Annotated in this window: 20 protein-coding genes and 1 pseudogene; 14 read left to right on the forward strand and 7 right to left on the reverse strand. The window is 64.9% G+C overall.

The genetic code is table 11. From position 1 onward, the window contains the following. Positions 1-128: 128 nt before the first annotated feature. Positions 129-1,874: a hypothetical protein gene (locus tag HDA40_RS09205; protein WP_253753953.1), complete on the forward strand. Its 1,746-nt coding sequence runs from the start codon at positions 129-131 to the stop codon at positions 1,872-1,874. Between the two features lie 405 nt (positions 1,875-2,279). Here HDA40_RS09205 and HDA40_RS09210 read toward each other — a convergent pair whose 3' ends face one another. Next, the gene (locus tag HDA40_RS09210; protein WP_253753955.1) at positions 2,280-3,503 is read right to left on the reverse strand and encodes a hypothetical protein; all 1,224 of its coding nucleotides are present in this window, start codon (positions 3,501-3,503) and stop codon (positions 2,280-2,282) included. A gap of 80 nt (positions 3,504-3,583) precedes the next feature. Here HDA40_RS09210 and HDA40_RS09215 point away from each other — a divergent pair, with 80 nt between their 5' ends. Further along, the gene (locus HDA40_RS09215) at positions 3,584-4,546 is read left to right on the forward strand and encodes a DUF2726 domain-containing protein (RefSeq protein WP_253753957.1); all 963 of its coding nucleotides are present in this window, start codon (positions 3,584-3,586) and stop codon (positions 4,544-4,546) included. Positions 4,547-4,883: 337 nt separating this feature from the next. Here HDA40_RS09215 and HDA40_RS09220 read toward each other — a convergent pair whose 3' ends face one another. Beyond that, positions 4,884-5,306: a VOC family protein gene (locus HDA40_RS09220; protein WP_253753959.1), complete on the reverse strand. Its 423-nt coding sequence runs from the start codon at positions 5,304-5,306 to the stop codon at positions 4,884-4,886. A 359-nt stretch (positions 5,307-5,665) separates the two neighbouring features. Here HDA40_RS09220 and HDA40_RS09225 point away from each other — a divergent pair, with 359 nt between their 5' ends. The 5 genes and pseudogenes from HDA40_RS09225 to HDA40_RS09240 all read left to right on the forward strand — a co-directional run bounded on the left by HDA40_RS09225 (position 5,666) and on the right by HDA40_RS09240 (position 8,839). After that, entirely contained in the window at positions 5,666-6,082 is a 417-nt protein-coding gene (locus HDA40_RS09225) for an Imm32 family immunity protein (RefSeq protein WP_253753961.1), read from the forward strand. A gap of 95 nt (positions 6,083-6,177) precedes the next feature. Next, complete coding sequence (locus tag HDA40_RS09230; protein WP_253753963.1) at positions 6,178-6,936, forward strand: leucine-rich repeat domain-containing protein; 759 nt, start codon at positions 6,178-6,180, stop codon at positions 6,934-6,936. A gap of 76 nt (positions 6,937-7,012) precedes the next feature. Next, a complete protein-coding gene (locus tag HDA40_RS09235; RefSeq protein ID WP_253753965.1) occupies positions 7,013-7,981 on the forward strand; it encodes a hypothetical protein in 969 nt (322 codons plus the stop codon). Positions 7,982-8,121: 140 nt separating this feature from the next. Then, positions 8,122-8,496: pseudogene (locus HDA40_RS42490) on the forward strand (DUF4184 family protein); the annotation flags it as partial. 109 nt (positions 8,497-8,605) lie between these two features. Next, positions 8,606-8,839 (forward strand): hypothetical protein, encoded by a 234-nt coding sequence (locus tag HDA40_RS09240; protein ID WP_253753967.1) that lies wholly within the window; start codon positions 8,606-8,608, stop codon positions 8,837-8,839. Between the two features lie 57 nt (positions 8,840-8,896). On the opposite strand, the gene HDA40_RS09245 is transcribed toward HDA40_RS09240, so the two are convergent. Both HDA40_RS09245 and HDA40_RS09250 read right to left on the reverse strand, forming a co-directional pair. Continuing rightward, entirely contained in the window at positions 8,897-9,430 is a 534-nt protein-coding gene (locus tag HDA40_RS09245; RefSeq protein WP_253753969.1) for a hypothetical protein, read from the reverse strand. A 787-nt stretch (positions 9,431-10,217) separates the two neighbouring features. After that, positions 10,218-11,246, reverse strand: coding sequence for a hypothetical protein (locus HDA40_RS09250; RefSeq protein ID WP_253753972.1), 1,029 nt, complete (start codon positions 11,244-11,246; stop codon positions 10,218-10,220). Between the two features lie 452 nt (positions 11,247-11,698). On the opposite strand from HDA40_RS09250, the gene HDA40_RS09255 reads away from it, so the two are divergent. Beyond that, positions 11,699-12,994 (forward strand): hypothetical protein, encoded by a 1,296-nt coding sequence (locus HDA40_RS09255; RefSeq protein ID WP_253753974.1) that lies wholly within the window; start codon positions 11,699-11,701, stop codon positions 12,992-12,994. Positions 12,995-13,565: 571 nt separating this feature from the next. After that, a complete protein-coding gene (locus HDA40_RS09260; RefSeq protein ID WP_253753976.1) occupies positions 13,566-14,069 on the forward strand; it encodes a hypothetical protein in 504 nt (167 codons plus the stop codon). A gap of 238 nt (positions 14,070-14,307) precedes the next feature. On the opposite strand, the gene HDA40_RS09265 is transcribed toward HDA40_RS09260, so the two are convergent. Both HDA40_RS09265 and HDA40_RS09270 read right to left on the reverse strand, forming a co-directional pair. Continuing rightward, the gene (locus tag HDA40_RS09265) at positions 14,308-14,781 is read right to left on the reverse strand and encodes an HIT family protein (RefSeq protein ID WP_253753977.1); all 474 of its coding nucleotides are present in this window, start codon (positions 14,779-14,781) and stop codon (positions 14,308-14,310) included. Positions 14,782-15,105: 324 nt separating this feature from the next. Continuing rightward, positions 15,106-15,495 carry an immunity protein Imm33 domain-containing protein gene (locus tag HDA40_RS09270; RefSeq protein WP_253753979.1) on the reverse strand — a complete coding sequence of 130 codons (390 nt, stop codon included), beginning with the start codon at positions 15,493-15,495 and terminating at the stop codon, positions 15,106-15,108. A 179-nt stretch (positions 15,496-15,674) separates the two neighbouring features. Here HDA40_RS09270 and HDA40_RS09275 point away from each other — a divergent pair, with 179 nt between their 5' ends. The 5 genes from HDA40_RS09275 (at position 15,675) to HDA40_RS09295 (ending at position 19,833) form a co-directional block, all read left to right on the forward strand. Continuing rightward, entirely contained in the window at positions 15,675-16,007 is a 333-nt protein-coding gene (locus HDA40_RS09275; RefSeq protein WP_253753981.1) for a PadR family transcriptional regulator, read from the forward strand. Continuing rightward, positions 16,004-16,804, forward strand: a complete 801-nt coding sequence (locus HDA40_RS09280; protein WP_253753983.1) for a permease prefix domain 1-containing protein — start codon at positions 16,004-16,006, stop codon at positions 16,802-16,804. Before HDA40_RS09275 ends, HDA40_RS09280 begins: the two co-directional genes overlap by 4 nt. Positions 16,805-17,192: 388 nt before the next feature. Next, entirely contained in the window at positions 17,193-17,627 is a 435-nt protein-coding gene (locus HDA40_RS09285) for a DUF6193 family natural product biosynthesis protein (RefSeq protein WP_253753984.1), read from the forward strand. Between the two features lie 266 nt (positions 17,628-17,893). Further along, entirely contained in the window at positions 17,894-18,529 is a 636-nt protein-coding gene (locus tag HDA40_RS09290) for a hypothetical protein (protein ID WP_253753985.1), read from the forward strand. A 156-nt stretch (positions 18,530-18,685) separates the two neighbouring features. After that, positions 18,686-19,833 (forward strand): IS3 family transposase gene (locus HDA40_RS09295; RefSeq protein WP_372503156.1). Its coding sequence is split into 2 segments (ribosomal slippage): positions 18,686-18,952 and positions 18,955-19,833, totalling 1,146 coding nucleotides; the frame shifts between segments, so codons are not numbered across the junction. Between the two features lie 164 nt (positions 19,834-19,997). Here the strand turns inward: HDA40_RS09295 and HDA40_RS09300 are convergent. Beyond that, positions 19,998-21,539, reverse strand: a complete 1,542-nt coding sequence (locus HDA40_RS09300) for a hypothetical protein (RefSeq protein ID WP_253753986.1) — start codon at positions 21,537-21,539, stop codon at positions 19,998-20,000. Positions 21,540-22,665: the final 1,126 nt, after the last annotated feature.

The raw sequence follows: 22,665 nt of genomic DNA on the forward strand, positions 1-22,665 counted from the left end.
CAGACCGGCGGATGGCTGATCCCCTGGCTGGACCACCTTGTGGCTGGTGAACGGTCGGGCCGACGAGGTGTACCTTGCTAGCCTAAATGTGACGCGAATCGGTCGTCGGCTGCCTAGACTCGACGGTCGTGGTGGACCTACCGCAGACGCCGGTACCTGTGCTGGATCGCGCCTACTGGCGCGCGGTCGAGCACACCAAAAGGCGGCTTGCCCGCCTGAACCTATCGAACCCGCAGGCCGTAGCCACGGCTCACCGACGAGCAGAAGGACACTTCTGGGGCGCCTTAGCCATGGCGCGACACAACCACCGCATGCTGGTCGCTTCCCGTACCACCGAGCTCATCCCAACCTCCGCGCTCGCCGGGCTCTGTCATGTCAACCGGGCCGACGCGATCCTCAGCCAGTTCGGTGAAATCTGGTCCCTAGCCCCCGATGGATGGATTCACGGGCGGCAAGAGTGGCCCGCCCACGTTCAGTGGGGTGCAGACCGGTACGTGGAAACCATTCGTCACCTCGGCGCAGGAAGAAGCCTAGCGGCCGCCGTCATCGCTCGCAGCCAGCTGGAGCGCTGGACTATCAACGTGGCCGACCACCACGGCGTTGATCCGGATGACGATAGGGACACCGCGGCCTGGATCACTCGCGTCTGGCAGGTTTACAAGCACCACGACCTTGACATGGGCCGAGCTTGGTCGGAGTTGTCGGAGTTCCTGCACGGACGCGGGAGCCTGACTGCAGGTCAACAGTGGGAACGATCCGCAGGAGAGGTCAACCGGGACCGCCTGCCACTGGGTGAAGAGACACGCTACCTCCACCATCGAATTGTCGAAATTGAGGCAGCGACGTTTGCCCAGGTACGAGGATGCGTTTCGACGCTCGCGCTGGAAAACGGCCGTGCCCACTGGGCTCAACTGATGCGAAACGACATCAGCATCCTTTCTGCCACCTGGCATTCACGGCCGGTCGAGATCTTCTCGCACCAGCTGGACGCAACCTACGCCAACGGGCCATGGGCACAGAAGCACGCGGCCGTAGCACGGGGCTATCGCCTAAGCATGAAGCTGGCGGCTGAAACAGACCGAGTAGCGCACATCGAACCGAACGCTGCCATGGGGTGCCTCATCGAACGTCGCATGCGCAGTGTGGAGCGGTTCCGACACTCGCTCGGCAAGGAACAGCGACTCCTCGGCGACGAGTTCGATGTGGGTACACTGCACACCCGCCTATTTCGGTTCATCGCGATCACCGAAGCAGCCGAACTCGCCAGCTACTGGGCGCCTGAAGCTGAGCGCATAGCCCTGCGGCTCGCCGCTGGCGCTCTCCGCAGCGCCTTCCACTTCTGGCTTGAAGATACCGATTTATCCCTGCCCTGCATACGGACCTTGCTCGAACAGACCTGCGTGGCGCACGCCTGGCGCCAAAGGCCCCAGCGTGCCCAGCGGGTCGCCGATAGCACCGGAGCGCGCAGGTCACCAGCACGTTGGATCGACGCCGCAGGCTGGAAACGGGCAGCAATACTAGGCAAGGCGCTGGGCGAGTTCTCCCATGTCAGCCTTCGCTCACGAACCAACGGTGCCCGAGCCCTGCTCACAGCCATCCAACCAGACGAGAACCCCCACAAGGCACTCACCGCGAGACGCCACGCGCTTGAGTCCGCAGCCTATCTACTTGCATTCGAGGTAGCCGAACGCCTCCACGCAGTCGACCCTCGGTTGGCCGATGGCTTCCGTACCGAGGTGACCCTGATGACCGCTGAGGAACACCTGGCCGCGACCGAGGACCTTCTGCAGAGATCCCAGGCACTGCGCGACTACGACTTCGGGTTCCCCGATCACGCCGACTGGACTGAGCTTGGCGAGACATGCGATGAATGAAGGTGATACGTCGCAGTGTGCTGGCGCTTCGGCGCCGCCCACACCCATCATGGCTGCCGAGCGAGTTCGGCAGATCCTGAACCTGCCTTGATCTCGACAGCCTGGTCGATTTGCCGCTGTCTTCGGGTCGGGGGCTACCGCAACCGGACGATCTGCAAGTCGACCGATAGCTTCGTCTTTTGGGCTGCGGGCTTCGCGGCGTGGCTGGTCACCACGGCGGACCAAAGAGCGACGAGTCGTGCGTCGCCTGACGCATCGACGGCATAACCGGGTGGAGGAACTCCATCTCATACCCGCCCGCGTTTCAGGCTGCTGTGCGTCGAAGCCTGCGGCGAGTGGACGTGCGCGCCATGGAAGGCACTGCGTGAGCCTTCCCGCGCGGTGTATGGAGGGATGCACCCAAAGTCAGCCATCCGATATCGTCGATGCGCTCAATACGTCAGCCTGCTTCTGTCCGTCGAGGACTCTGTTGGTCAGCTCGATGGTGGCTAGGTAGGTCCAGAAGATCCAGTCGAGGTAGAAGTCGTCGTAGTCGCGTTTCTGCTTCGCGTCCTGGTGGCGTATGTGGAAGTTGTTGGCGATGTCGAACAGCGCACCCCGGTCGCTCTTGGCAAGCACGTCCGACAAGACGTTGTGCCTGCGCTCCTCCAGCACGAGGGCAAGCGCGACGACCGCGGATCGTTTCTGGTTGCGGTCGGCGCCGCGCTGCCGGTACAGCGCAAGCGCGTGCTTGACTTGATCGGCCGGCTCGCCGTCGTCACGTGCCACGACGGCTGCGACGAGCTCACCGCGAGCGTCGTCAGTGACTGCGACGAGCCGTCCCACATCTTCGCCCTCCTCGGCAAGGCGCAGGCCCAACCCGCTGCGCGCGAGGATTCTGTTGATCCGCCACCGATACGCGATGCGGCCCGAAACGCCGTCGAACGAGCTGTGGTGCCAGCCGCAGCCGGCATAGTTGTGCAGCCATCGCGTAGTGGGACGCGCGACGTGATCATGGAGAAGCTCGACGGCGTCGAGGAACAGATCCAGGTCTGCTGTCAGGCGATCGCGATCAAGCGGCCACAGGTCGTCGACGCCCAGCTCGCGGTGGCTCAGCACGTTAGGTGCATCATCTCGAGGTTCGTCCACGCAGTCCTTGCCGAACCGCTTGTCGAAGTATCCCGCGTAGTCGAACTCGTTAATGAGGCTGATGACTTCGCGGGCGGCAGCCGCGTTGTCAAGGGCGCCACCTTGACGCTGGCCGGCGAGGCGCTCACGCCAATATGGGCGGCGATTCTGGCCAAGCTCCAGGAGGATATCTGCGTTGCCGAGGAGGTCGCGCAGGAACTGTTGCCGGATCGTCAGCGACGTCGTACGTGCGGTAGGGCGCTCCCTGGTGTCCTCACCGAACGTCTGTTGCCCGTCGACAGCGGCGCGAAAGTCGCGAACTGGGCCGCACTGGCTGCCGTCGAGGAATGCCTGCTCTAGCAGCAGTTCGCACCGGTCGTCCCAGTCCTTCAGGCCGCGCTGGTTCAATAGCTTGGCGGCCTCGGCTCGAAAGAGGGCACGAGGCCAGACCAGCTGGTAGTCGGGTTCGGTGAGGCGTGCGGTCACCGATGCATCATCCACCATCCGCATGGGCGTGCCCATCACTCAACGGTTTCGCTCCGGAGACGGAGTACGGTGCCGTCTATACCGACGCCAGATAACGCGAGGCAGGAGGGTCCAGGATGTCGGACGCAAGCGCAGGCCGCGTTCGGCCTGTGCTGGTGAACCGGTATGAGAAGGTCACGGACCATCAGCTGAGTGTCGCTGCGGCCAAGTATGGGGACAGACTACTTGCCAAGGTACGGCTCGCCGATGTTGTCGACGTCGATGCATGGACCGCTGGCGTGAGACGCTACGGGCTGGCATCCCATCTGGACTTCGTGATGGTGACGGCCGAGACGTCCATGCCGAAGTTCGCCGTCGAGCTGGACGGCCGTCAGCATTGGACCGACCCCGCCACGCGACGACGAGACCGGCTGAAAGATCAACTGTGCGAATGGGCTGGTCTTCCCCTGCTGCGCATCACCAGCGAGTTCATCCGCCGCCAGGGCCGCTGGACCGTCCTGAACTATGCGATCGAAGCGTTCTACCTATCCGAGGGCTTCTTCGAGGCACAAGAGGCGGGTCACATCCCGATGGACGAGCCACTTTTCGCGACTTCGTTCCTCGTTCCAACTGCCGACGGAAGCCTGGGACTCAATGCACTCGATCATGAGGCTCGGCTACTGCTCCTGCGCGAGTACCAGGACCTGAGGCTTCCGACCTACGCCCCGGACGTCTTCTGGACCACGGACCCATCTGCCGGAGCTGTGCAGGCACACGCATGGATGGCAGTCGCTCCGAACCGGTATCTCGTTGCCCGGACTCGCGTGCGTGACTGCCGGTTCCAGGGAATCACACCAAGCGAGCTCGCAGGACAGCTCGTGGTGCTCGAGCTCGCCGATCACGCCAAGAAGTGGCTGGCTGGGGAAGCCGTCGCGTGCGACCGCCGGACCCTGCTTTGCTACATGGGGGAAGCTCAGAAATACATCTCGGATGGTGGCTTCCTCGGCTGCGTGACCGGCGGTGCCCTTCGCGCTGGCGGGCCGCCGCCGATGACGATCGACATTGACGCTCAAACGCTTGGCGGGCGATCACCGCGATAAGGACGGCCACGGCGCCGGTGCACTCCACGGCCCTCTCCTGTCTGCCTCGTATGACTTCAGCAGCACCCTGTATGCGCAGGACAGCAGCGCTCATCGAAACGGGTGAAGCCAGGTGCTGACTTTCTTAGCCTTGCCGGCTTGTCGGCTTGTCGCTGCAGCTGGCGAAAATCGGCCGCGCAGCCTTCGGCGATCAGCATCGCTTCTCAAGATCGTCTTCAGCTTCCCAATCAGCGCCAATGGCGGCTTTGATGCACAAGGGAGAAGGTTGGGGAGGCATCAACCCACTGAGCGCCACCTTTCGCCCAAATTTGATCGTGGCCTCGCGCGCATCAGGAGGTCAGCGGCTATGGCTACCTTCCCTGCTGGCGTCAACGCTCAGGTCGGTGGACGACGTCGGCCGGTAGAGGTTGACGATGTTGCCGTCAGGGTCGCGTAACCACACCGAGCGTCGGCCCCAAGGTTGGGTGGTGGGTGGCTTCACGATCGGGATTGCGGCGGCCAGCAGCCGTTCGTAGCAGTTGTCGACGTCGTCGACCTCGAACTCCAGCGTGAAATTGCCGCTTCTGGCACCTGCCATTGAACCGGGCACCATCGTTTCCATGCCGCTGGAGGAGTAGATCGACAGCACAGCGCCGGAGACGGACACGACGGCGAAGGGGTCACCACCGCGGACCGTGGTGTCGAGCACTGTGGCGTAGAACGCGGCGAGGGACGCTACGTCACTGGTGATCAAACAGGTGCCGTGGAATCGTGCCTCCATGGGCGACATCGTACAGATCTTGACGGCGCCTTTCGTCGCTATGGCGGCCATCCGTCGGTGTGGAACGTCCTTGTCGCCCCGACGCCTGGAGCGTTCATGTCTTCGTCCTCCTCGTCTGGGGGCCGGAGCAAGCGTCGCCCCCTGGCCGTCGGTGCGGCTGCGGGAGGCGATCAGGTGCCAGCCGAAAGTGCGTGCGGTGACCGCAGGCAGCATCGAGCATCGTCCTAGGTCAACGGTCTCAGACATGTCGCGGCGGAGCGGCTTCTAATGCCGGCAGCAGCCCAGTGAATCTACGCGGCTTCGGAGACCATCCCCTCGTACTTCACCAGTCGACTGCGGACGAGGCGAAGGGCCGCACGGTGCGCGACAATGCGGCGATGGACCATCACCGGCGCTGCCGTCTTTCGGCCGACGACGGGGAGGTGGAGCTTGCCGGGCCGCCGGCTGCGCTACGCGCGCTCGCCCGCTTGCTACGCCAACATCCCGAGCCCATTGAGGTGGCGATCACCGGTGGGGTTGTCTGTCAAGAGGCGACCGCCGGCCCGCTGCTCGTCCGCCTGCAAGCCGGGACCACGCTGCACTTCTCTGGTGGTCGCGAGTATCTCGATATCATCTGGGATGCGCTCGACGGCGTGGCTGAGCAAACCGAGACCGCCGATGACCAGACAGTGAACCGGCATCAGCACATCGAATACCTTCCTGGGGACCACTACCGGTCGCCGGACTCGGTTCCGCTGGTCATCGTGGCCGACTGGCCCGACGCACCGCTCCCGTAACACACCCTCGGCCGATCCGCGCGAAACATTTTCCAGGAGGCGGTCCATTAACACGACGGCCTGCCCGAGTCTCGACAACGTCCTAGAGTGTGCCAGTGACCGAAGAACCGTCGCGACCAGCCGGCTCCTGCACCTGCCTCGAAATGACGTCCCGCCGACCGCAGAAGCCGACGCGCTTTCACGCCGAAAGGCAGGACGTACGCGCACCAGGCTGGATCCGGTTATTGGAGCTGATCGAGCAGGCGGCCGCTGACGGTCGGGAGGTCTTCACCCCACTGACCGACCTCACCCCGGAACAGCGCAGACAGGTCATAACGTTGCCACCGACGATCGCCAAGCTGACGGCGGTTAGGCACCTCGGGCTCTACGGCAGCAATCTGGTGCGCATCCCGCCGGAGATCGGCGCCATGTCGAGCCTGGAGATGTTCGACCCGTATACGTCCCCGCGGCTGCACTGGTTCCCCTACGAGATCACTCACTGCACCCAGCTCACCGGAAGCAGGGTGAGCACCCGGCGAATCTACGGCAACTACAAATACCGGTCGCACTTCCCGCAATTGACCGATTCTGCGTCGGAGTTCGACCTCGACGACTTGGACCCAGGCGTATGGGGAGCCGCGGCGATCAGAACGTGCAGTGTTTGCGGCCAGGCGGTCACCAGCGCAAATCTACGACAAGTCTGGATCTCCCTCTGGACCTCCGGCGCAGACGTCCTGCCGCTGCTGGTAAACGCCTGCTCACAGGAGTGCGTCGAGACCCTTCCCGAACCCACCAAAGGCTATGTCCCGCAACCACACCGAGGTGGCCCTGACATCAAACAGCCAGCGCCTGGTCACCACCCGTTGACGGAATGAATCGGGCGTCAATGTCGACGTGGGAAGGCGCTCGGCTTCGGCAAGCTCGACAACACACTTACCGTAGGGTGCGCCGATGGGCTACTTCGGTTCCATCCTGCTGACCCGGTCGAGCACTCGTGCCGCCCTCCTGCCTTACATCGACCGCATCGGCGTGCAGCACCGCCACCTGCGCGAACTCCGCGACGGCTGGCAGATCCTGGAGACTTCCAACCTGATCTCGGACCCACCTGACCTCGTGGCGGCTTTGCAAGATCTCACCATCGCGTGGAATGCGCCCGCTCTGGCCGCGTACGTCAACGACGGCGACTGCGCCCAAGTGCACTGGTCGCTGCCCGGCACGCCGGTGTCGTCAGTGCACCTGCCGCAGCCGGCGTCCACCGACGACTGCGGATACATGCACCGCCCCGCTAACATCCTCACCCGAGCCGCCGCCGACGTCGCCGGTGACCTCACCACCTGGGCCGCCGTATGCGGACTCCCGGTCGCCCAGCGCCGACTGGTCCGCACCATTGGCTACGACTATCAGGAGGGCGAATACCTTAGCACCGACGACCAAGTCTTCGAACTGATCCGATCCCTCGGATTCGCCGACATCCCAGTATCTCGGCCCTACACGGTGGACCCCTATGCGCAACCGTTCGACGTCGTGACCCTGAACATGATCGGACTTGCATTCCGTGCGCACAGCCAAGCCGCCGCCCGCCGCCAGGGCTACGCCGAACTCGCCGGCCCCGAACAATCGTGGGAAGCCGAAGCCATCCGCCTGTCGGCGGACGTGTTCGCCGCCGCATTCGCCGACGAAGCCGATCTCCAGGCACTCGCCGAACGTGCCCTGTGGGTTCAAACCGCAGAGACAGCCGCCCGGGAGGGAACGGCTCCGCCGCCTCGCGAAGCCGAACCTGGTGTCACCAACACGATCCGGCTCGCCGCCGACCTCGCCGCATCGCAACTGGCAATGCACCGCCGACGGCCCTCTGTCTTCGACCGCGACTACCACGCGGGCACCGGCAAGTGGCCGGAGTTGACCGGCGATCAGGCATGATGCGTACGGCTGCCCAACATTCGTTGGTTCGCCACAGCCCGGCGCGGAGCAGTGCGCGCTGAACGGCACGAGCGGTTCCCTTGATCGCACGACGGTCAGGGCGCGCCACGGCGCCGAAGGCAAAGGATTAGTCTGCCGCGGTGCCGCTGACGTTCCCCTCGCACGCTGCAATGCCGTTGCCGCTGAAGCTGTGGTGGCCGCGCTGGTTTGATGGGGTGGCACTCGTCGCCGGGGCGGCCTCGCCTGATCTCGCGTACGCCCTGGACGGGTCGGGGCTGCCGGTGTTCCCGTTGTCGCACCAGTGGCCAGGCGTGGTGCTGTTCTGCCTGCCGGTGACGCTGGTCTGCGCGGCAGTGGTGCGCCGGGCGGCGCCGGTGGTCGCCGCACACTTGCCGCGACGACCAGCCGTGTTGGCGCTGCGCGACTACGGCGTGCTCGGCGCGTACCGGCACGCCATCCTGGTAAGCGCTGCGTCAGCGCTGATTGCCGCAGCGAGCCACCTGGTCTGGGACCGGTTGACCGAACACACGCCCGCACTGGACTTGGTCTCCACCGCCGGCGGCGCGCTCGTGACGCTGGCACTGGCCGTGCACCTCGGCAGGCACCGGCTACTACGCCGCTGGCATGGCGCGCCGCCGGCACGGCGGACCAGGCCTGGCCTTGTTCTGGACAGTAGCCGTCGCGGTCACAACCGCTGGAACCGTGCTCACATTCCAGCTACCCGGCGCGTTCCTGCTGCACACCACCGGCGCACGACTACTCGTCAGCCTCGGCCTTGGACTCGCCACCGCAGCGGCCGTGACCGTCGTCGCCCCGCAGCGGCCAGCGCACAGCGAACCCGTAATCGTGCCGAAGTAAGACTTTCACTCGATCCACGGCAGGACAGAGCGTCTCATCCGCGATCGCCACCAGCGCCTACAGGCCGTGAGAACCAACCTCAACGACGCTGCGTGCCCCCGCCGCACGCATCATCCACCTCAACGTGCCGACAGCCGCAGGGTCCTCAAACACCTCGACTTCAATCCAGAACTCCGAATCATCGTCGGCACCGCCGTTCCACCAGCGCCAGGAACGCTGCATGTCGGATGAGTAGTCAAACCATCCGATCCAGCTGGCGAAGGTCCACGGCCGCTCAGCTTCGTAGCGGAGCTTCCCCGCTTCGTCGAGCACCCTCCAAGCTCGTAGCGCCTCCTCCGCCTCGGCCTTAGACAGCTCCGGGGCGCACGCACGCACGAACCAGTCCGGCATGTGGGCCTTCCAGTCCTCAACGCTGACAGGTAGCTCACCTCGCGGCGGGATCCAGTGGGTGACCGCAATCAACAACTCCTTGCAACGATCAAGCGAGGACTGCGAGCGACCATCGGTCTCACCGACAAAGCGTCGGAGCACACCCTCCGGACTCCCTTGAGGACCACGGAGGATACGGACTCCTTCAACCGTGCGCGTCATGCAGCCAGTCTCCCAGGACGACACGGCAAGACTCGCGACTACCAATCTTGGAGGCAATATGTTCGACCACTCGATCGCTGGCAGATCTGCATACTCAAGGGGCCAGGTCTATAGCGGACTTGGCTATGTACCTGCCGCCAGCGCAAATTTGCGAACAGACCGTGTCCATGGACGGGCTTGAACCCACCTACACCCGCAATGACCAGCCAGCTAGCCACAAGAGCGGAAGCCGCGAGGTGCACCTCTGCACCTTGGCCTTCCGGAGCAGCCTCGGAGCTACAGCGCCCTCCACCGTTCGAACAGACTGGGTGGCAGGGGGGATTTGAACCCCCATTTGTCGCACCCATGAGCAAGATGGGTGTTCATGTGATCGACGCTACGGGTCGATCATGGACCACATCAAGCATCAATCGTCGATGCACTTTCCGTGCCGACCTCGGTGTTTGGCTCGTCTTCACCGGCTAGCCGGGACGTTACGACGCATCGAGCCGGCCGTCGCATTCGTGCGCGCGGTGACCGCAGGCAGCATCGAGCATCGTCCGAGGTCAGCCGTCTCAGGCATGTCGCGACGGAGCGGGTTCTAGTGCCTCGAGGAACACAGTCGTGTTCGAGATCGGTTTTGCTGCTCAGGCAATCGCGACTCAGCAGGAGCCCAAGCGTGCGGGGCTTGGTTCCGCCTCATTGGTCACCGCGCTCGGTCGGCTTCGGCTTGGCAACCCTGCGCGGCGCACCGATATGTTGAGCCGCCCTAGGCAGCTTCGAACGCGCTAGCGAGACGAGCGCGAGTTCATTGGCGCCGGGCGAGATATTCCCGCAGCCCTGGGGGCCACAGTTCCAGATCTCGGTCGACCAGATCGGCGGCGTCGGCCGTCGGTCCTTCGATCCGGTGCAGCTCCGGCTTATTCAACGCCCGGCCGGGCAGTACCCGATGCTCGCACTCGCGGCGGAACGGAAAGGACCAGTGCACGAGCCGTCCGCATACCCGGCCGTTGACGACCAGCTCGGACCGCGGCAACCAGCGCCACCGGCCGCCGACCATCGTCATCTCAAGCAGGAAGCTGTCTGGGTAGGCCCACCGCGGATCGGTCACTACGATCGCCGAACCGGACTGCATCAGCATCGGCTGGGTGGTGGCCTCGACCAAGGCCGCTCGCGTCGTGTCGTCCTCGATGGTGATGCGCTGCATCAGTTCGGCTGCTTCGGGTGCGTCGATGTCGCCGTACACGTTGTAGAACGAGGCTGCCATGCCGTGCCCGAGCGCGTCGTGTAGTGCCGGCATCTCTGCGGCGGTCCAGAAGAGGAGCCGCTTCACCGGCCATGCCAACGGCCACGCCGCGCGCAGGAGCCCACCCCAGCGGCTGACCGGAACCTGTGTCAGCAACGTGCCAAGCAGGTCCGCAGCATCGTTGCAGTGCTCGAAGTGGTCCATGGCCAGCCCGTACGTGCCTGATTCGGTGACGGGGTCGGGGCCGTGGACGAGCATGGCGGCGTACTGGCGCAGGATCCAGTCGCGCAGCCGGCGGTCGGCTTGGTTCCAGATGAAGCCCAGGTACATCAGTGCCGAGTACGACGGATACTGCTGATGGAACAGGACCAGGACTGCCGCAGCCTCAGGTGACGCCTCGGTGAGGTACACGTCGTGGCCGTCGGGCTCGACGGTTCCGGACTCGATGACGTCGCCTACGGCCGAGTACAACTCGTTGTCGACGGTCGCGCGGTCGATGCCGAGCACAATGAGCTCTCGATCCCAGTCGGCGCTGCCGATCGGCGGCGGGATGTCAGCGGCCGACGGCAACGCGGGCAACTGCATGGACACCCGGCGAAGGCTATACCGCCATGCCATCAACATCACATGGACTTTTACCGGACCGGAAGTGTCACGGGGTACGCAAACGGCGGCCGGGGACAGGGTCAGGGCGTTGCCGATAGCCTCCACGGGTGACGACCCGAGACGATTGACGTTAATGGTCGTTGTGCCTCGACGGAGTCGGCCAGGGGCATGGGCAGGACGCGTAGCGTTCGGCGTGTTCGTTGCCGTCGGATGCCGTGGTCGGCGGGAATGCCGGGATCAGTAACCCGCGCCCGATGGGAAATGGAGTCCGAGAATGTGTTCGGATCATCGCCGTCCGCGCTCGGCGAGCTCCATGGTAGGACCGATCACAGTCTAGCGTTGGGATCCCTGCTGGTCACTCGGCCATACGAATGTGTTGACCTGCTGTTTCTGTCCGCTAGCCTTGCGCGGCACCTTTGTGGGCAAGGGGGAAGCGGATGACGGTTGGCGGCCAGAAGAACGTTGACTACGAACTGGAATTGTGGGCACGGACCCTCTTGGTCGGCTCACGCATGCCAAGCGTCGCGGAGAAGGTCAGGGCTTTCCGGATTCTTGCGCATGCGAGTCCGCGTTCCTACCAGGCGCGCTTGGCCCGGGCGCTCGTCGAGCTGAGCTGGGACGGCAGGGACAGGTCGCCACATGCACGGTTGGCCCTGCTGGAGGAGGCAGCCTCCGCTGCGCGTGGCGTGCCGCAGGGCGAGCCGGGGAGAGCCGAACTCGTCATCGACGTCCTCGACTCGTACCAGATCACTCTCTACGAGGTGGGCCGCCGGGCCGAAGGGCTCGCTGTCCGGGAAGAGATGGCCGCCGTGAGCCGCATGGCTGTGACGGCCGGAGCGGGTCCGATGGTCAAGGGTCTGCGATCCTTGGCTCACGGGTTTGCTGAGGAGCAGCGCCATCGCGAGGCGGCGGAGCTGCTCGCGGAGGTTGTGGACGCAACGCCCACGAAGGACGTCGGCGGTACGTCGATATGGGACCGGCTGAGCCTATGCGCGGAGCTTGACGCGGGTGGCCAGACGAACGCGGCGGTCACCGCACTCGGCGACATTCTGGACGAGCACCGCGCCGGCCTTCTTGACGACAAGACATCGGTGAGCAACGTGTTCCACATCCTCGTCTGGTACACGGTCTTACTCGATCGCGCATCGCGGCCGCACGACGCCGACCGGGCGCGGCGTGAAGCGCTCGGATTAGCCCGCAGACTGGCCAAGAACGGCGAACCCAAGAACTGGAGCGGCGCTCAGTACACCATGGCCGGCATCCTGCTCGCCGTCCAGGCACAAGATGCGGAACCCGCGGCGCCTGGGCAGCCTCGGCCCGCGTTCGGCTTGGACATGGCCTACTGGTCACGCGACCTGCGCACCCGCTACGTCCAAGACACCGGGGCAGCCCGTTGCGGTGTCGCCGCGACGGATCGGCCTGGCACGCTCCTTCAGACCGCCCAACGTGAGACACGCTTACCTGAGATCGCCGTGCTGCGACGCAGGCTGGCCATCCGCACCGCAGCGTACTGGCTATGGCACCACGGTTACCGGTTCCTGGAGCCGACGCTGCCGGCCTTCAACGACAGCGTCACGGCCGCGCGCATGTGGCACTCCACAGACGCTCCGAGAAGGCGGCCAGCCCTCGCCCGGGCACTTACCGACAGAGCGATGCTGCTCATCACCGGTCACCACTACACCGAGGCGCTCACCGACTATGAGGAAGCGCTGTACCTCATGGGCACGAAATGAGCAGTTCGCACTCGACCGAGAATCGGGTATCTCCGCGTGCCGTTTCTAATCCGAGCCGAATCGTCGTGGCACCGCTTGGGCCGGTACGGGCATCCTGGTCGCCGTGCTAGTCGTGCAACGTGTCCGGGTCCGCTGAGCTGCTCGTGCCCGCGGAACGACCCATGCCCCGTCCGGCGTCGGACGGTGGCGTGTTCGGCATCGCTTGGTCGGCGACACGCTGCGTTTGTAGAGATCGGTGGCGTCGGCATCTGGTTTGCCTCTTGGCCGACCATCCATGGTGCGCATGTGTAGTAAGTACGCGTACTGTTCGGCCTACCGACGCCCAATGGGAGCTGCCGGCGCACGACCAGCCGCGTGGACGGATGCTTCCGAAGGTCCGGCCAGCGACCTGTCATCATGCAGGCAGCCGCCCGCCGCGGCGACCGAGAGTGGAGGCTTCATACCAGCTGCGTTGACCAGGCGAGCACGTTCGTTCCTCGGTGTGCACGGGCACCGCCTACACACCGAGACGAGCCCGGCTGTACGCGATCACTGGACGAAGCATGGCATTCCGCCATCGGTGATCGAACGGATGGCGGCATACGAGGCACAATGGGGCGGATGGCTGCTGCCCCCAGCGCCGCGCTACAACGGCGGCCCCAAGGTGTTCCACAGCGACATGCCCGAGATCGACGACGCGGGCAACTGGTGGTTCGACGCGGGCGATCCGCGGGTCTCGACGTGGTACGGGTTCCAGATCGGCCCTGACAATGAATTCTGCATCGACGACCGCGCTCATCGAATCACTCTGCACAGCTCAATCACGGGATGGATCGAGTCCGCGGCGTTGGCGTACGAGGTTCAGCGGTGGGCGCCGCGCAGTGTCACAGTGCGCGGGCCGGCCGTCGACGAAATCGACCTGTCCAGCATGGAGCCGTTCATAGAGGTCGCAGGAGTGTCGGACGGATGGTGGCGCAGAGCGGACACGGTGATCGCCGTGTACCGGGGCGAAGCCTGGCTCCTGGATCGCCCCGAGGAGCAGATCGCCACCATCTACAGCGGCATCACCGAACCTGAGATCTACCTGGATTACTGACCGCCCGGCAGCGTGAAAGTGGGTCGCGACAATGAATCGCATGCGGGCTGATGCCGTGTGCCTACCTTGGTCGGGCACGGCATGCCGGAAGATGCGTGAGGAGGTTGTGGTGCCGGTGAACCGCGACCAGACGGGCGACGAAACACAGGTCGGCCAGGCGATGGGAACGGTGCATTGCAGAGCAACGATCAGGCTCGTGTGCGTCCTCGCAAGCGTGGCGTTATGGACCTGCCTTGGATCAGTTCGATCCTGGCGACTCGAAGTAAGCGCGTAGCTTGTTCGCGTATGGCAAGCGGTCGTCGGCTGGGGTGAAGTCCTGCTGCGGGTGAGTGAAGTAGAGGTCATCTCCGACGTACCGCGGGAAGACATGCATGTGGTAGTGCCACCGGTCTTGGTTTCCGGCGGGCTCGTTGTGCTGGCGTAGAGAGGTTCCAGCACAGCCGTAGGTCTGCCGAATGGCGATCGCGATCTCGCGCGCGAGGTCGTGGATCGCGTGCCCGTAGCGAGGCGGCAGGTCATACAGGTTCTCGTAGTGGGCGTTTGGCACGATCATCACGTGACCGTGATTCTTCGGCCACCATCGGGGCGAAACAAACGCTGTAGCCAACTCGACGCGCCGCACGACATCACGCTGCGTTCGCCATTCATCCTCACCGCCCATCACCAGTCGGCAGAAGGGACACACATAGTCAGACGGTGCGTGGTTGAACATGACACCTCTCATGATCCGCAGTGGAGAGGAGACGGAGGGCCCACTTTAGCTTCCGGCCCAGACCGAGAACTTACGAGACCAGCTGAGCTCGTCTACCGGTCTGAGCTGCATCCTGCTAGTCACGAACTGGCGGCCAGCCGATCCTCCCGACGCCTGATGTGTATCGGGAGGATAGGCCGCGCGGCAACGTCGACCTGCTCCGCAGAACGCATCCTGTTGCGGGCATGACGTCATGACGTCACAAGATCAGCGCCAGAGCCCGTGCGCACGTATGCATCTGTGCGCATTCGCCCATACGCCGACACCGCCCCGCTTGCGCCCAGGTCAGACACGGGTCGGGTCGAACCACACGTCTTCATAACCGGGTGCGATGACGAACCCCCAGCCCGGCGGCAGCGCGAGATACGGCACGACCTCGGGCCACCGCTCGTGCAGATGCGCGGTATGCCACGGCACGTGGAAGTCGTCCGCCTCCGAGTATTCGCCGGTCCACAGATACCAGCCGGTGGTCCCACCTTCGACGGAGTGGCGAATGCCGTAAACCGGCCAGTCCGCCGACGACAGCCCAATGCGCCACGACCCGCCACCTGGCCCGCGAGACAGCATGCTGCGCGAGACCCCGGTGTTCCGCACCGCGGACGCCGCGACGTGCAGGACCTCGAAGCGGCGGCAGAGCTCTACCTGCTCGAGTGTGACGTCCCCGGATACGGCCATCCGTGGAACCTAACCGATTCAGCGCCTGCGGCGGCGGTCCACCTTGATCCGGTCCGCTGGGCGAAGCGCAACTCCAGCGCCAAGGTGCACGCCAAGCCGGCCCAACCAACGCGCCCCCTCGACGATTTCCGGTCAGGGCGGCTTGACACCTAGACAGCCAATGCTTAGGTTGCCTAGGTATGGACGTGCGAGGTCACCTCGATCTTCTGCTTCTCGCCGTATTGGCCGATACCGGCCCAGCGCACGGATACGCCGTGATCGCGGCGTTGCGTGAGCGCTCGCAGGGCGTCTTCGATCTGCCGGAAGGAACCGTCTATCCGGCGTTGCACCGGTTGGAGAACGCCGGCCTGGTGGTCAGCCGTTGGGAACAGGCAACACCACGCCGACGCCGAGTCTACGAACTGACCGGCGACGGCAGGCACGCACGCGTGGCAAAGCAGCGAGAATGGCACAGCTTCATCCACAGCGTGCAGGCTGTCGTGGGATCGGTAGCCGTCCGGGGGTTGGCATGACGACCGAGATCTCCGACGACGGCCCCGTCGAGCGTTACCTCGATGCCATGTTCGACCGGCTGACCGGCACCGGACCGGCCGGCCGCCGGATGCTCGCCGAGGCCGAGAGCCATCTGCTCGCGGCCACCGCCGAGGGTCGCAGCCGCGGGCTCGACCACGAGAGCGCCGAACGGCAAGCCGTCGAGCGTTTCGGGTCAGCCGACGATCTCGCCCGGCGGGTCCCACGGGCGGCCGGGAACCCGTGGACCACGCTGCGCCGCCTCACCATTGGCACGTGGGCAGTTGCCGGAACCGCCGTGGCCTGGTACGGCCTCAGCGGAATCCTCACCTGGCTGCTCGGATGGCCCTGGATCCGCCTGCTAATCGCGACCGATCGGTTCGGCACTCAACCCGACATGTGCGACCGTCGTTGGTTTCCATCGGACCCAGTGGTTGACTGCGTCGGGCAGTACCACGGCCAGCTCGACATGGTGCCAGCTGGCGGAGATCGCTTTCCCTACATGTCGGTCGCGATCAGCGGTGTGGTGCTGATGGCCGTGCTCATCGTGGTCCGCCGCGTCACCGTTGTGGGCACTGCGAACTGGACGCCAGCTCGTACCTCGCTGGCCTTGGCGTTCGCCGTGTCGTTCGGTCTCACCGGTGCGGTGCTCGTGTTCTACGGAGTCATCGGACTCTTGACATGGGCGCCGGATCGGGCGTTGAGCTATCTCACGGCCGGGCTCTTCGCACTCGTGATCGGCGTCGTCGCCGCATACCGGACCCGCACGCCGTCATATTCCGGGCCACGGCCTACCTGAGGTGAGACCGCAGCCCATTCCGTGGTGTCGTCGTCATGCATCCCTCAAGGGCGGCCAACAGTGGGTGCGGCTCGGCCTACCCTTCGACGTGAAATCTTTCCGCGTCCGTGTTGTTCCGCGAACTGGTGACTGTGCCGGGCCCAGGCAGAGCTTCACGTGCGCCGCGCCATGCGGCTCGTGCGATGGCTCCCGCCGACACTGCGCCCAGAACCTGCCGCAGCGCGGGCGGCATCGCGAGTGCTCCGCATACGGGGGATCCTCGACCGGTTGTTGCACCACTACGAACCCATCGTGATCAACGGGCCTCCCAGCGGCTCAAGAATCGCCTCAAGGCCATCGACAGCTTAGCCATCCCCGCGCAGGCCCACGCCGCGTGAACAATAGCCACGTGCCCAGCGACCCCACGCCTCCCGTCGAGCAAGTCCGCGACGGCATCTGGCTGCGACAGCTCGACAGATCCCGCGACGACTGGTTCACCACACAACTAGTTCGACTACTCACCGCCGCGCAAGCCACACCGCTACGAACGCTGTTCCCCTACACCAGCCATAACAGCCTGCACTTCAGTCGGTGCTCGAACTACCCCTTCACCCACGACTGCCCCTGGATTTGGTTCTCGCCCGAAGGCAAGTTCATCACCTATCCACCCCACACCAGCCTCGTGCTTCAGGGCAACCTCGCCGACCCTTCTCCGGCCTTAGCCGACACCCAAAACCCAGAAATAGCGATCAATGCCGCCGTCGAGGCGCTGCCTGCCAGCTGGCGGCACGTATGGGTAGGCACGGTTGAGGACGACCCCGCCGACAACTCCGGCAGAATCTAGGGCCCTGCGCACGCTCACGCGTACCTAGCTGTGCACTCAACCCCGTACGCCGACACTGGCGGCGTTGAGCAGCCAACCAGCTGAGATCACGGCGAAGGCATCCGCTCCCATCTGCCCAGCCAGCGATGGCGCGCAGCGCCCGGACCGGCGGATGCCGCTGGCCGCTCATGCCGAATAGGGGCGGTTGGAGCGAGCGCCGATATGCGGCGGACTCGGATCGGTTGACGCGCTGCAGGCGGCACGACCATCCCGGTAGCGTGACCGCCGTGCATGTCCTCGATGACCCGAGTGGGCTGAGCGAGCGGGCTCGCGCGTTCCTGGCTGCCAACGCCACCCTGGAGCCGGTCGACATCGGCCCCGATGACGACACCTGCCGGGCGCAGATGCGTGAGTTCCTCGGCAGAGTCGACGAGGAGGCGTTGGCCGCCCTCCGTGCCGTCCAGGACCGATGGTCCGGCCTGACCTACGGGAGCCCAACATTCCGGAGGCCGGTGCGATTCGAGCCCATATTAGACATCGACGAGCCTGACATGCCCATCACATTCTCCTACGCGGTGCTACCGTCGCCGCCGGACGGCGTCTTCGGCGGTGAGCTACGGCCGGACGGCACGCTGCTGTTCGGCATGTTCGCGATCGACGAACCAGCGTTTCCCTCACTAGAGGCGTTCATCGAGTCAGAGGCGCTGCTGGCATGGGCGCGCACCCGCCCATCGGCCGGCCCACCACTGGACGACGCGCATCTAGCCGAACTACTCGCAGAGCGGCCCGGTCTGCGTCGGATCGAACAGGCATGTGGCTACCACGTGAACTGGTGGACCGACGGCGAGATCCTCATCCAGCATCGCACCCCAGCCGAGTACCTGCCCCTCGACGAACCGCAGGCATGGCGCTGGCTGGCCTAGAGCCCTCCGATCAAACTGCCGCCTAAACAAACCGTGTGCCCCTGCGTTCTACGTGGGTGTCCGAGGTAGAGAGCAGGCTTGGCCCGGAGGGACTGCCCCGGCTTTGCTTGACTCCTGACCTGCGAGGATAGGTTCTTCGCTGGAAGGAAGTTGATCGTGCCGAAGGCATTCCCCGAGGAGTTCCGTCGTGATGTGGTCGCGGTCGCCCGTAAGGGCCAGGCGCCGGTGGCGCAGATCGCCAAGGATTTCGGGATATCCGAGTCGTGTCTGCACCGCTGGCTGAAACTGGCCGACATCGAGGACGGAGTGCGGCCCGGCGTCACCGCCGACGAGTCAGCTGAGCTTCGTGAGCTGCGCAAACGTAACCGGCTCCTGGAGCAGGAGAACGAGATCCTGCGCCGTGCCGCAGCCTACTTCGCCTCCCGCGAGCACAACCCAAAATGACCTACCCGCTGGTTGAGGACCTGGCCGCCGACGGCATCCCCGTCGCGGTCGCCTGCCGGGTACTGGGGTTCTCCAAACAGGCCTTCTACCAGTGGAAGGCCGACCCGGTCTCGCAGCGCGACTGGGACGACGCCCACCTGATCAACGTCGCCCTCGACATCCACCACGACGATCCAGCGTTCGGCTACCGGTTCATCGCCGACGAGCTGAACGCCCAGGGCATCGCGGCAGGCAGCAACCGGGTCGCGAGGTTGTGCTCGATGCAGCGCATCTGGTCGGTGTTCGCCAAGAAACGCGGCCTGCATCGCCGTTCGGGGCCGCCTGTGCATGATGATCTCGTCCGACGCCGGTTCACCGCGACCACGCCGGATGCCTTGTGGTTGACCGATATCACCGAACATCCGACCGGCGCGGGCAAGCTGTATCTGTGCGCGATCAAGGACGCCTTCTCGGGGCGGATCGTCGGCTACTCCGTCGACGCCCGGATGAAGGCCGGCCTCGCCGTCGCGGCGCTGCGCAACGCGATCGCGTTGCGCGATCCGGCCGGCACCGTGGTCCACTCCGACCGCGGCAGCCAATTCCGGTCACACAAGTTCGTCAAAGCGTTGCGCCGCAATGGACTTCGCGGATCGATGGGCCGTGTCGGCGCGTGTGGTGACAACGCCGCGATGGAGTCGTTCTTCGCCCTGCTGCAGAAGAATGTTCTCGATCGCCAGCGCTGGGCGACTCGCCAGGAACTGCGCCTGGCGATCGTGACCTGGATCGAACGCACTTACCACCGTCGCAGGCGCCAGACCCGCCTCGGCCGACTCACCCCGATCGAGTTTGAGACACTTCACAAGACCGCAAAAGCAGTCTGACCAACCCAACCCCGAGAGTCAACCAAACTCGGGGCAGTCCCGGACCATGAGCCAGTCGGCTGGTCAGCCGCTGTGCGACGCCAGGCGACTGTGTTGATCAGAAACGACCGTCCGCGCTGCTTGGTTCAGCGGCGGTCGGGGAAGCTACAGCGTGGGCAGTGCAGCTAGTCCAGCGGTCGGCCTTCGAGAGTCGCGATCATGCGTTCTTTGACGTCGTGCTGTGGTTCGACGCTGACCGCTTGGCGCAGCCGTGATTCCGTGTCGGCCGGCCAGGTGCTTCTCGGCCACGCAGCCAACGCGCGCACGGCTAGGTTCCGGTTGCGGATGACCGGGCTGGCCAAGGCTGTGGTGATCAGTGGCCAGCCGGTGCCAGGCCATTTGTCGAGCCCTTGGATCAGGAAGTCCAAGCATTGGTGGGCGGCCCACTGCTGTCCCAGACCTAGTTCCTCACCGGGACCCGTGGCGATCTGCTCCAGCGGCAAGGCTTCGATCGCGAGGTCGACTACCTGATGGATGGTGTCCTGGTCGGCCTGCTCAACGGCGTGGAACCATTTGGTCGGGTCCAAGGGCTGTTGCCGCAACTGTCGTAGCAACGTCGGCAACGTCGAGATCCCAAGGATCGTGCAGGCTCGCTGGCCCAGCCAAGAGTTCGTCTCGTCGGACGCCTCCAGTGCCTCGACAGCCATGGGCGCCCACATTGGGGCGGCGACCAGCTGCTGGCACTGGGCAGTGAACGCGGCACGGGTTGCTTCGTCCCAGCCGTCGGGCCATCCGCGGCGCGGCTGGTCGCCGGTGACGAAGTCCCGGATCGCGCCGATGATGAGCAAGTGCTGCAATCGTGTGGCGTGCTCGCGCATCAGGTTCAGGTAGACGCGGACGACCGCGGCGCCATCGGTGTAGTCGTGGATGTCGCTCGCGGGGCCGCCCCTCAACAAGGCCATCAACAGATCGCCTGCGGCACGGATTAGGTCGTCGTCGACGTCGTCGCCGCTTAGCGCGGATAGCAGGTCACCGCGGGAAGCCGCCAGGTACGCCAGATATTCGTCCATGACCGTGTTGCGGAACCCGTCGCGCAGAATCCAGTCCAGGATGTCACGCCGTTCGGTCTCGGCCAGTCGTTCAACCAAGTTGATGCGGCCCCAGCCGTGCACCTGCTGGGCCAGGCGCCACAGATCCTCAGCTGGATCATCCTGACCATTGCCGAGCGCGACAGCAGCGTAGAGCGTGAACTCGTCATGGCGGCCCAGCGTAAGCAACACCTCGCGGTGCAAGTCCGCCGGGAACAGTCCCAGCAACGCGATCCCGAGCTTCACCGGCCCCCGATGTGCGGACTCTGTGGCCAGGCGCATCGCCACCGGGTGAAGACGCCAGCAGCCGATGCTGCTCGCACGAATGCGGCCCAGAAGAGGGTCGATGGCGCCCAACAGATCAGGATCCTTCGCGCGTTCGTAGAGTCGCTCGAAACGCCGACGCGCCCGCCAGCGGCCCGTGGACGCTGCCTCGACCGCGGCGAACAATTCATCGACGACGGTCTCCCCGCTGCCGGCATGATGGCTGATCACACCATCCCACGCACCCGCGGCGAACTTGACCCGGCCAGCCACGTGCTCCTCATCGGGCAGTTCAACGTCCTCCAGATCGACGCCGTCCCCGATCTGTGCCCGCAAGAAGTCGTAGATAGAACGCTGACCTGGATGCTGAGTCACAGCCGAGCACCCTACCGGCTTGATCACCCAGAATCCGACCCGTTTACCGTTCGGCCCAGCCCCGGCTCAACTGCGACGAAACCGCCTACCCGATCTCGTCGCACAAGATCATCAGCAGCACAGCACCAGCCCTCGCTCCCCCGCAGCTGGTGCACAGCTGCACCCAGACGGTGTTACTGGCCCGGCTTGAACCCACGAACACTCGCATGACCAGCCGATTAGTCCACAAGAGCGGAGGCCGCGAGGTGCACCTCTGCACCTTGGCCTTCCGGCGTAGCCTCGGCGCTACAGCGCCCTCCACCGTTCGAACAGACTGGGTGGCAGGGGGGATTTGAACCCCCATTTGTCGCACCCATGAGCAGGATGGGTGTTCATGTGATCGACCCTAGCGGCGGATCTTGGACCGAATCAAGCCGCAGTCATCAATACATCATCGGTTCTGACATCGCTGTTTGGCTCGCCTCCTCCGCTGAACGGCACCATGGCGACCTGTCGAAGATACCGTCGCATCCGTGCGCGCCGCGACGGCTGGCGGGGTCGAGTGCTATCCGAGGTCAGCAGGTATTTGGTATGTCGGGCCGGAGCGGGTTCTAGTGCCTCCCGGAACACACTCGCGGTCGAGACCGGCTTTGCGGCTCAGCGAGGATCCCGACGCAGCGACGTACCTCGTGTATTGGCGCGGCCCCACCTCATTGGCCATCGCGCTCGATCGGCTTCAGCTTTGGCAACTCAGGCCGATGTGCCGACACGTTGAGTCGCTACTCGGGTCTACAGCCGTCGCACTGTCGCCGACACCGGTACTGAGGTTGCCCCGTTTTGACGGACAGGTGGTGGCTGGTCAGGCTGCCTCGGCCAGGGCCTTGGCTCGGGTAGCGGATTCGAACTCGTTGGGTATTCCCCGTGCGTCGCCTGAGCCGTCAGCCGGGCCCGCGGTGAGCAGGCCCGGCTGGCGTCGAGATCAATGTTCGAGCATCCAGATGATGATGGCGCGTACCGCGCCGGCAATGCCGCCGCGGATGGCGGCGAGGGTGAGCTTCTCGCGCCAGGTCTGGTTGGTGGGTACGTTGGTCATCGGTCGCTCCCGGTGTTTGTCGGGGTGGGGAGCCGGCCGGTCTCCCGCGTTGAC

This window comes from Hamadaea flava, assembly GCF_024172085.1.
Lineage (GTDB): Bacteria > Actinomycetota > Actinomycetes > Mycobacteriales > Micromonosporaceae > Hamadaea > Hamadaea flava.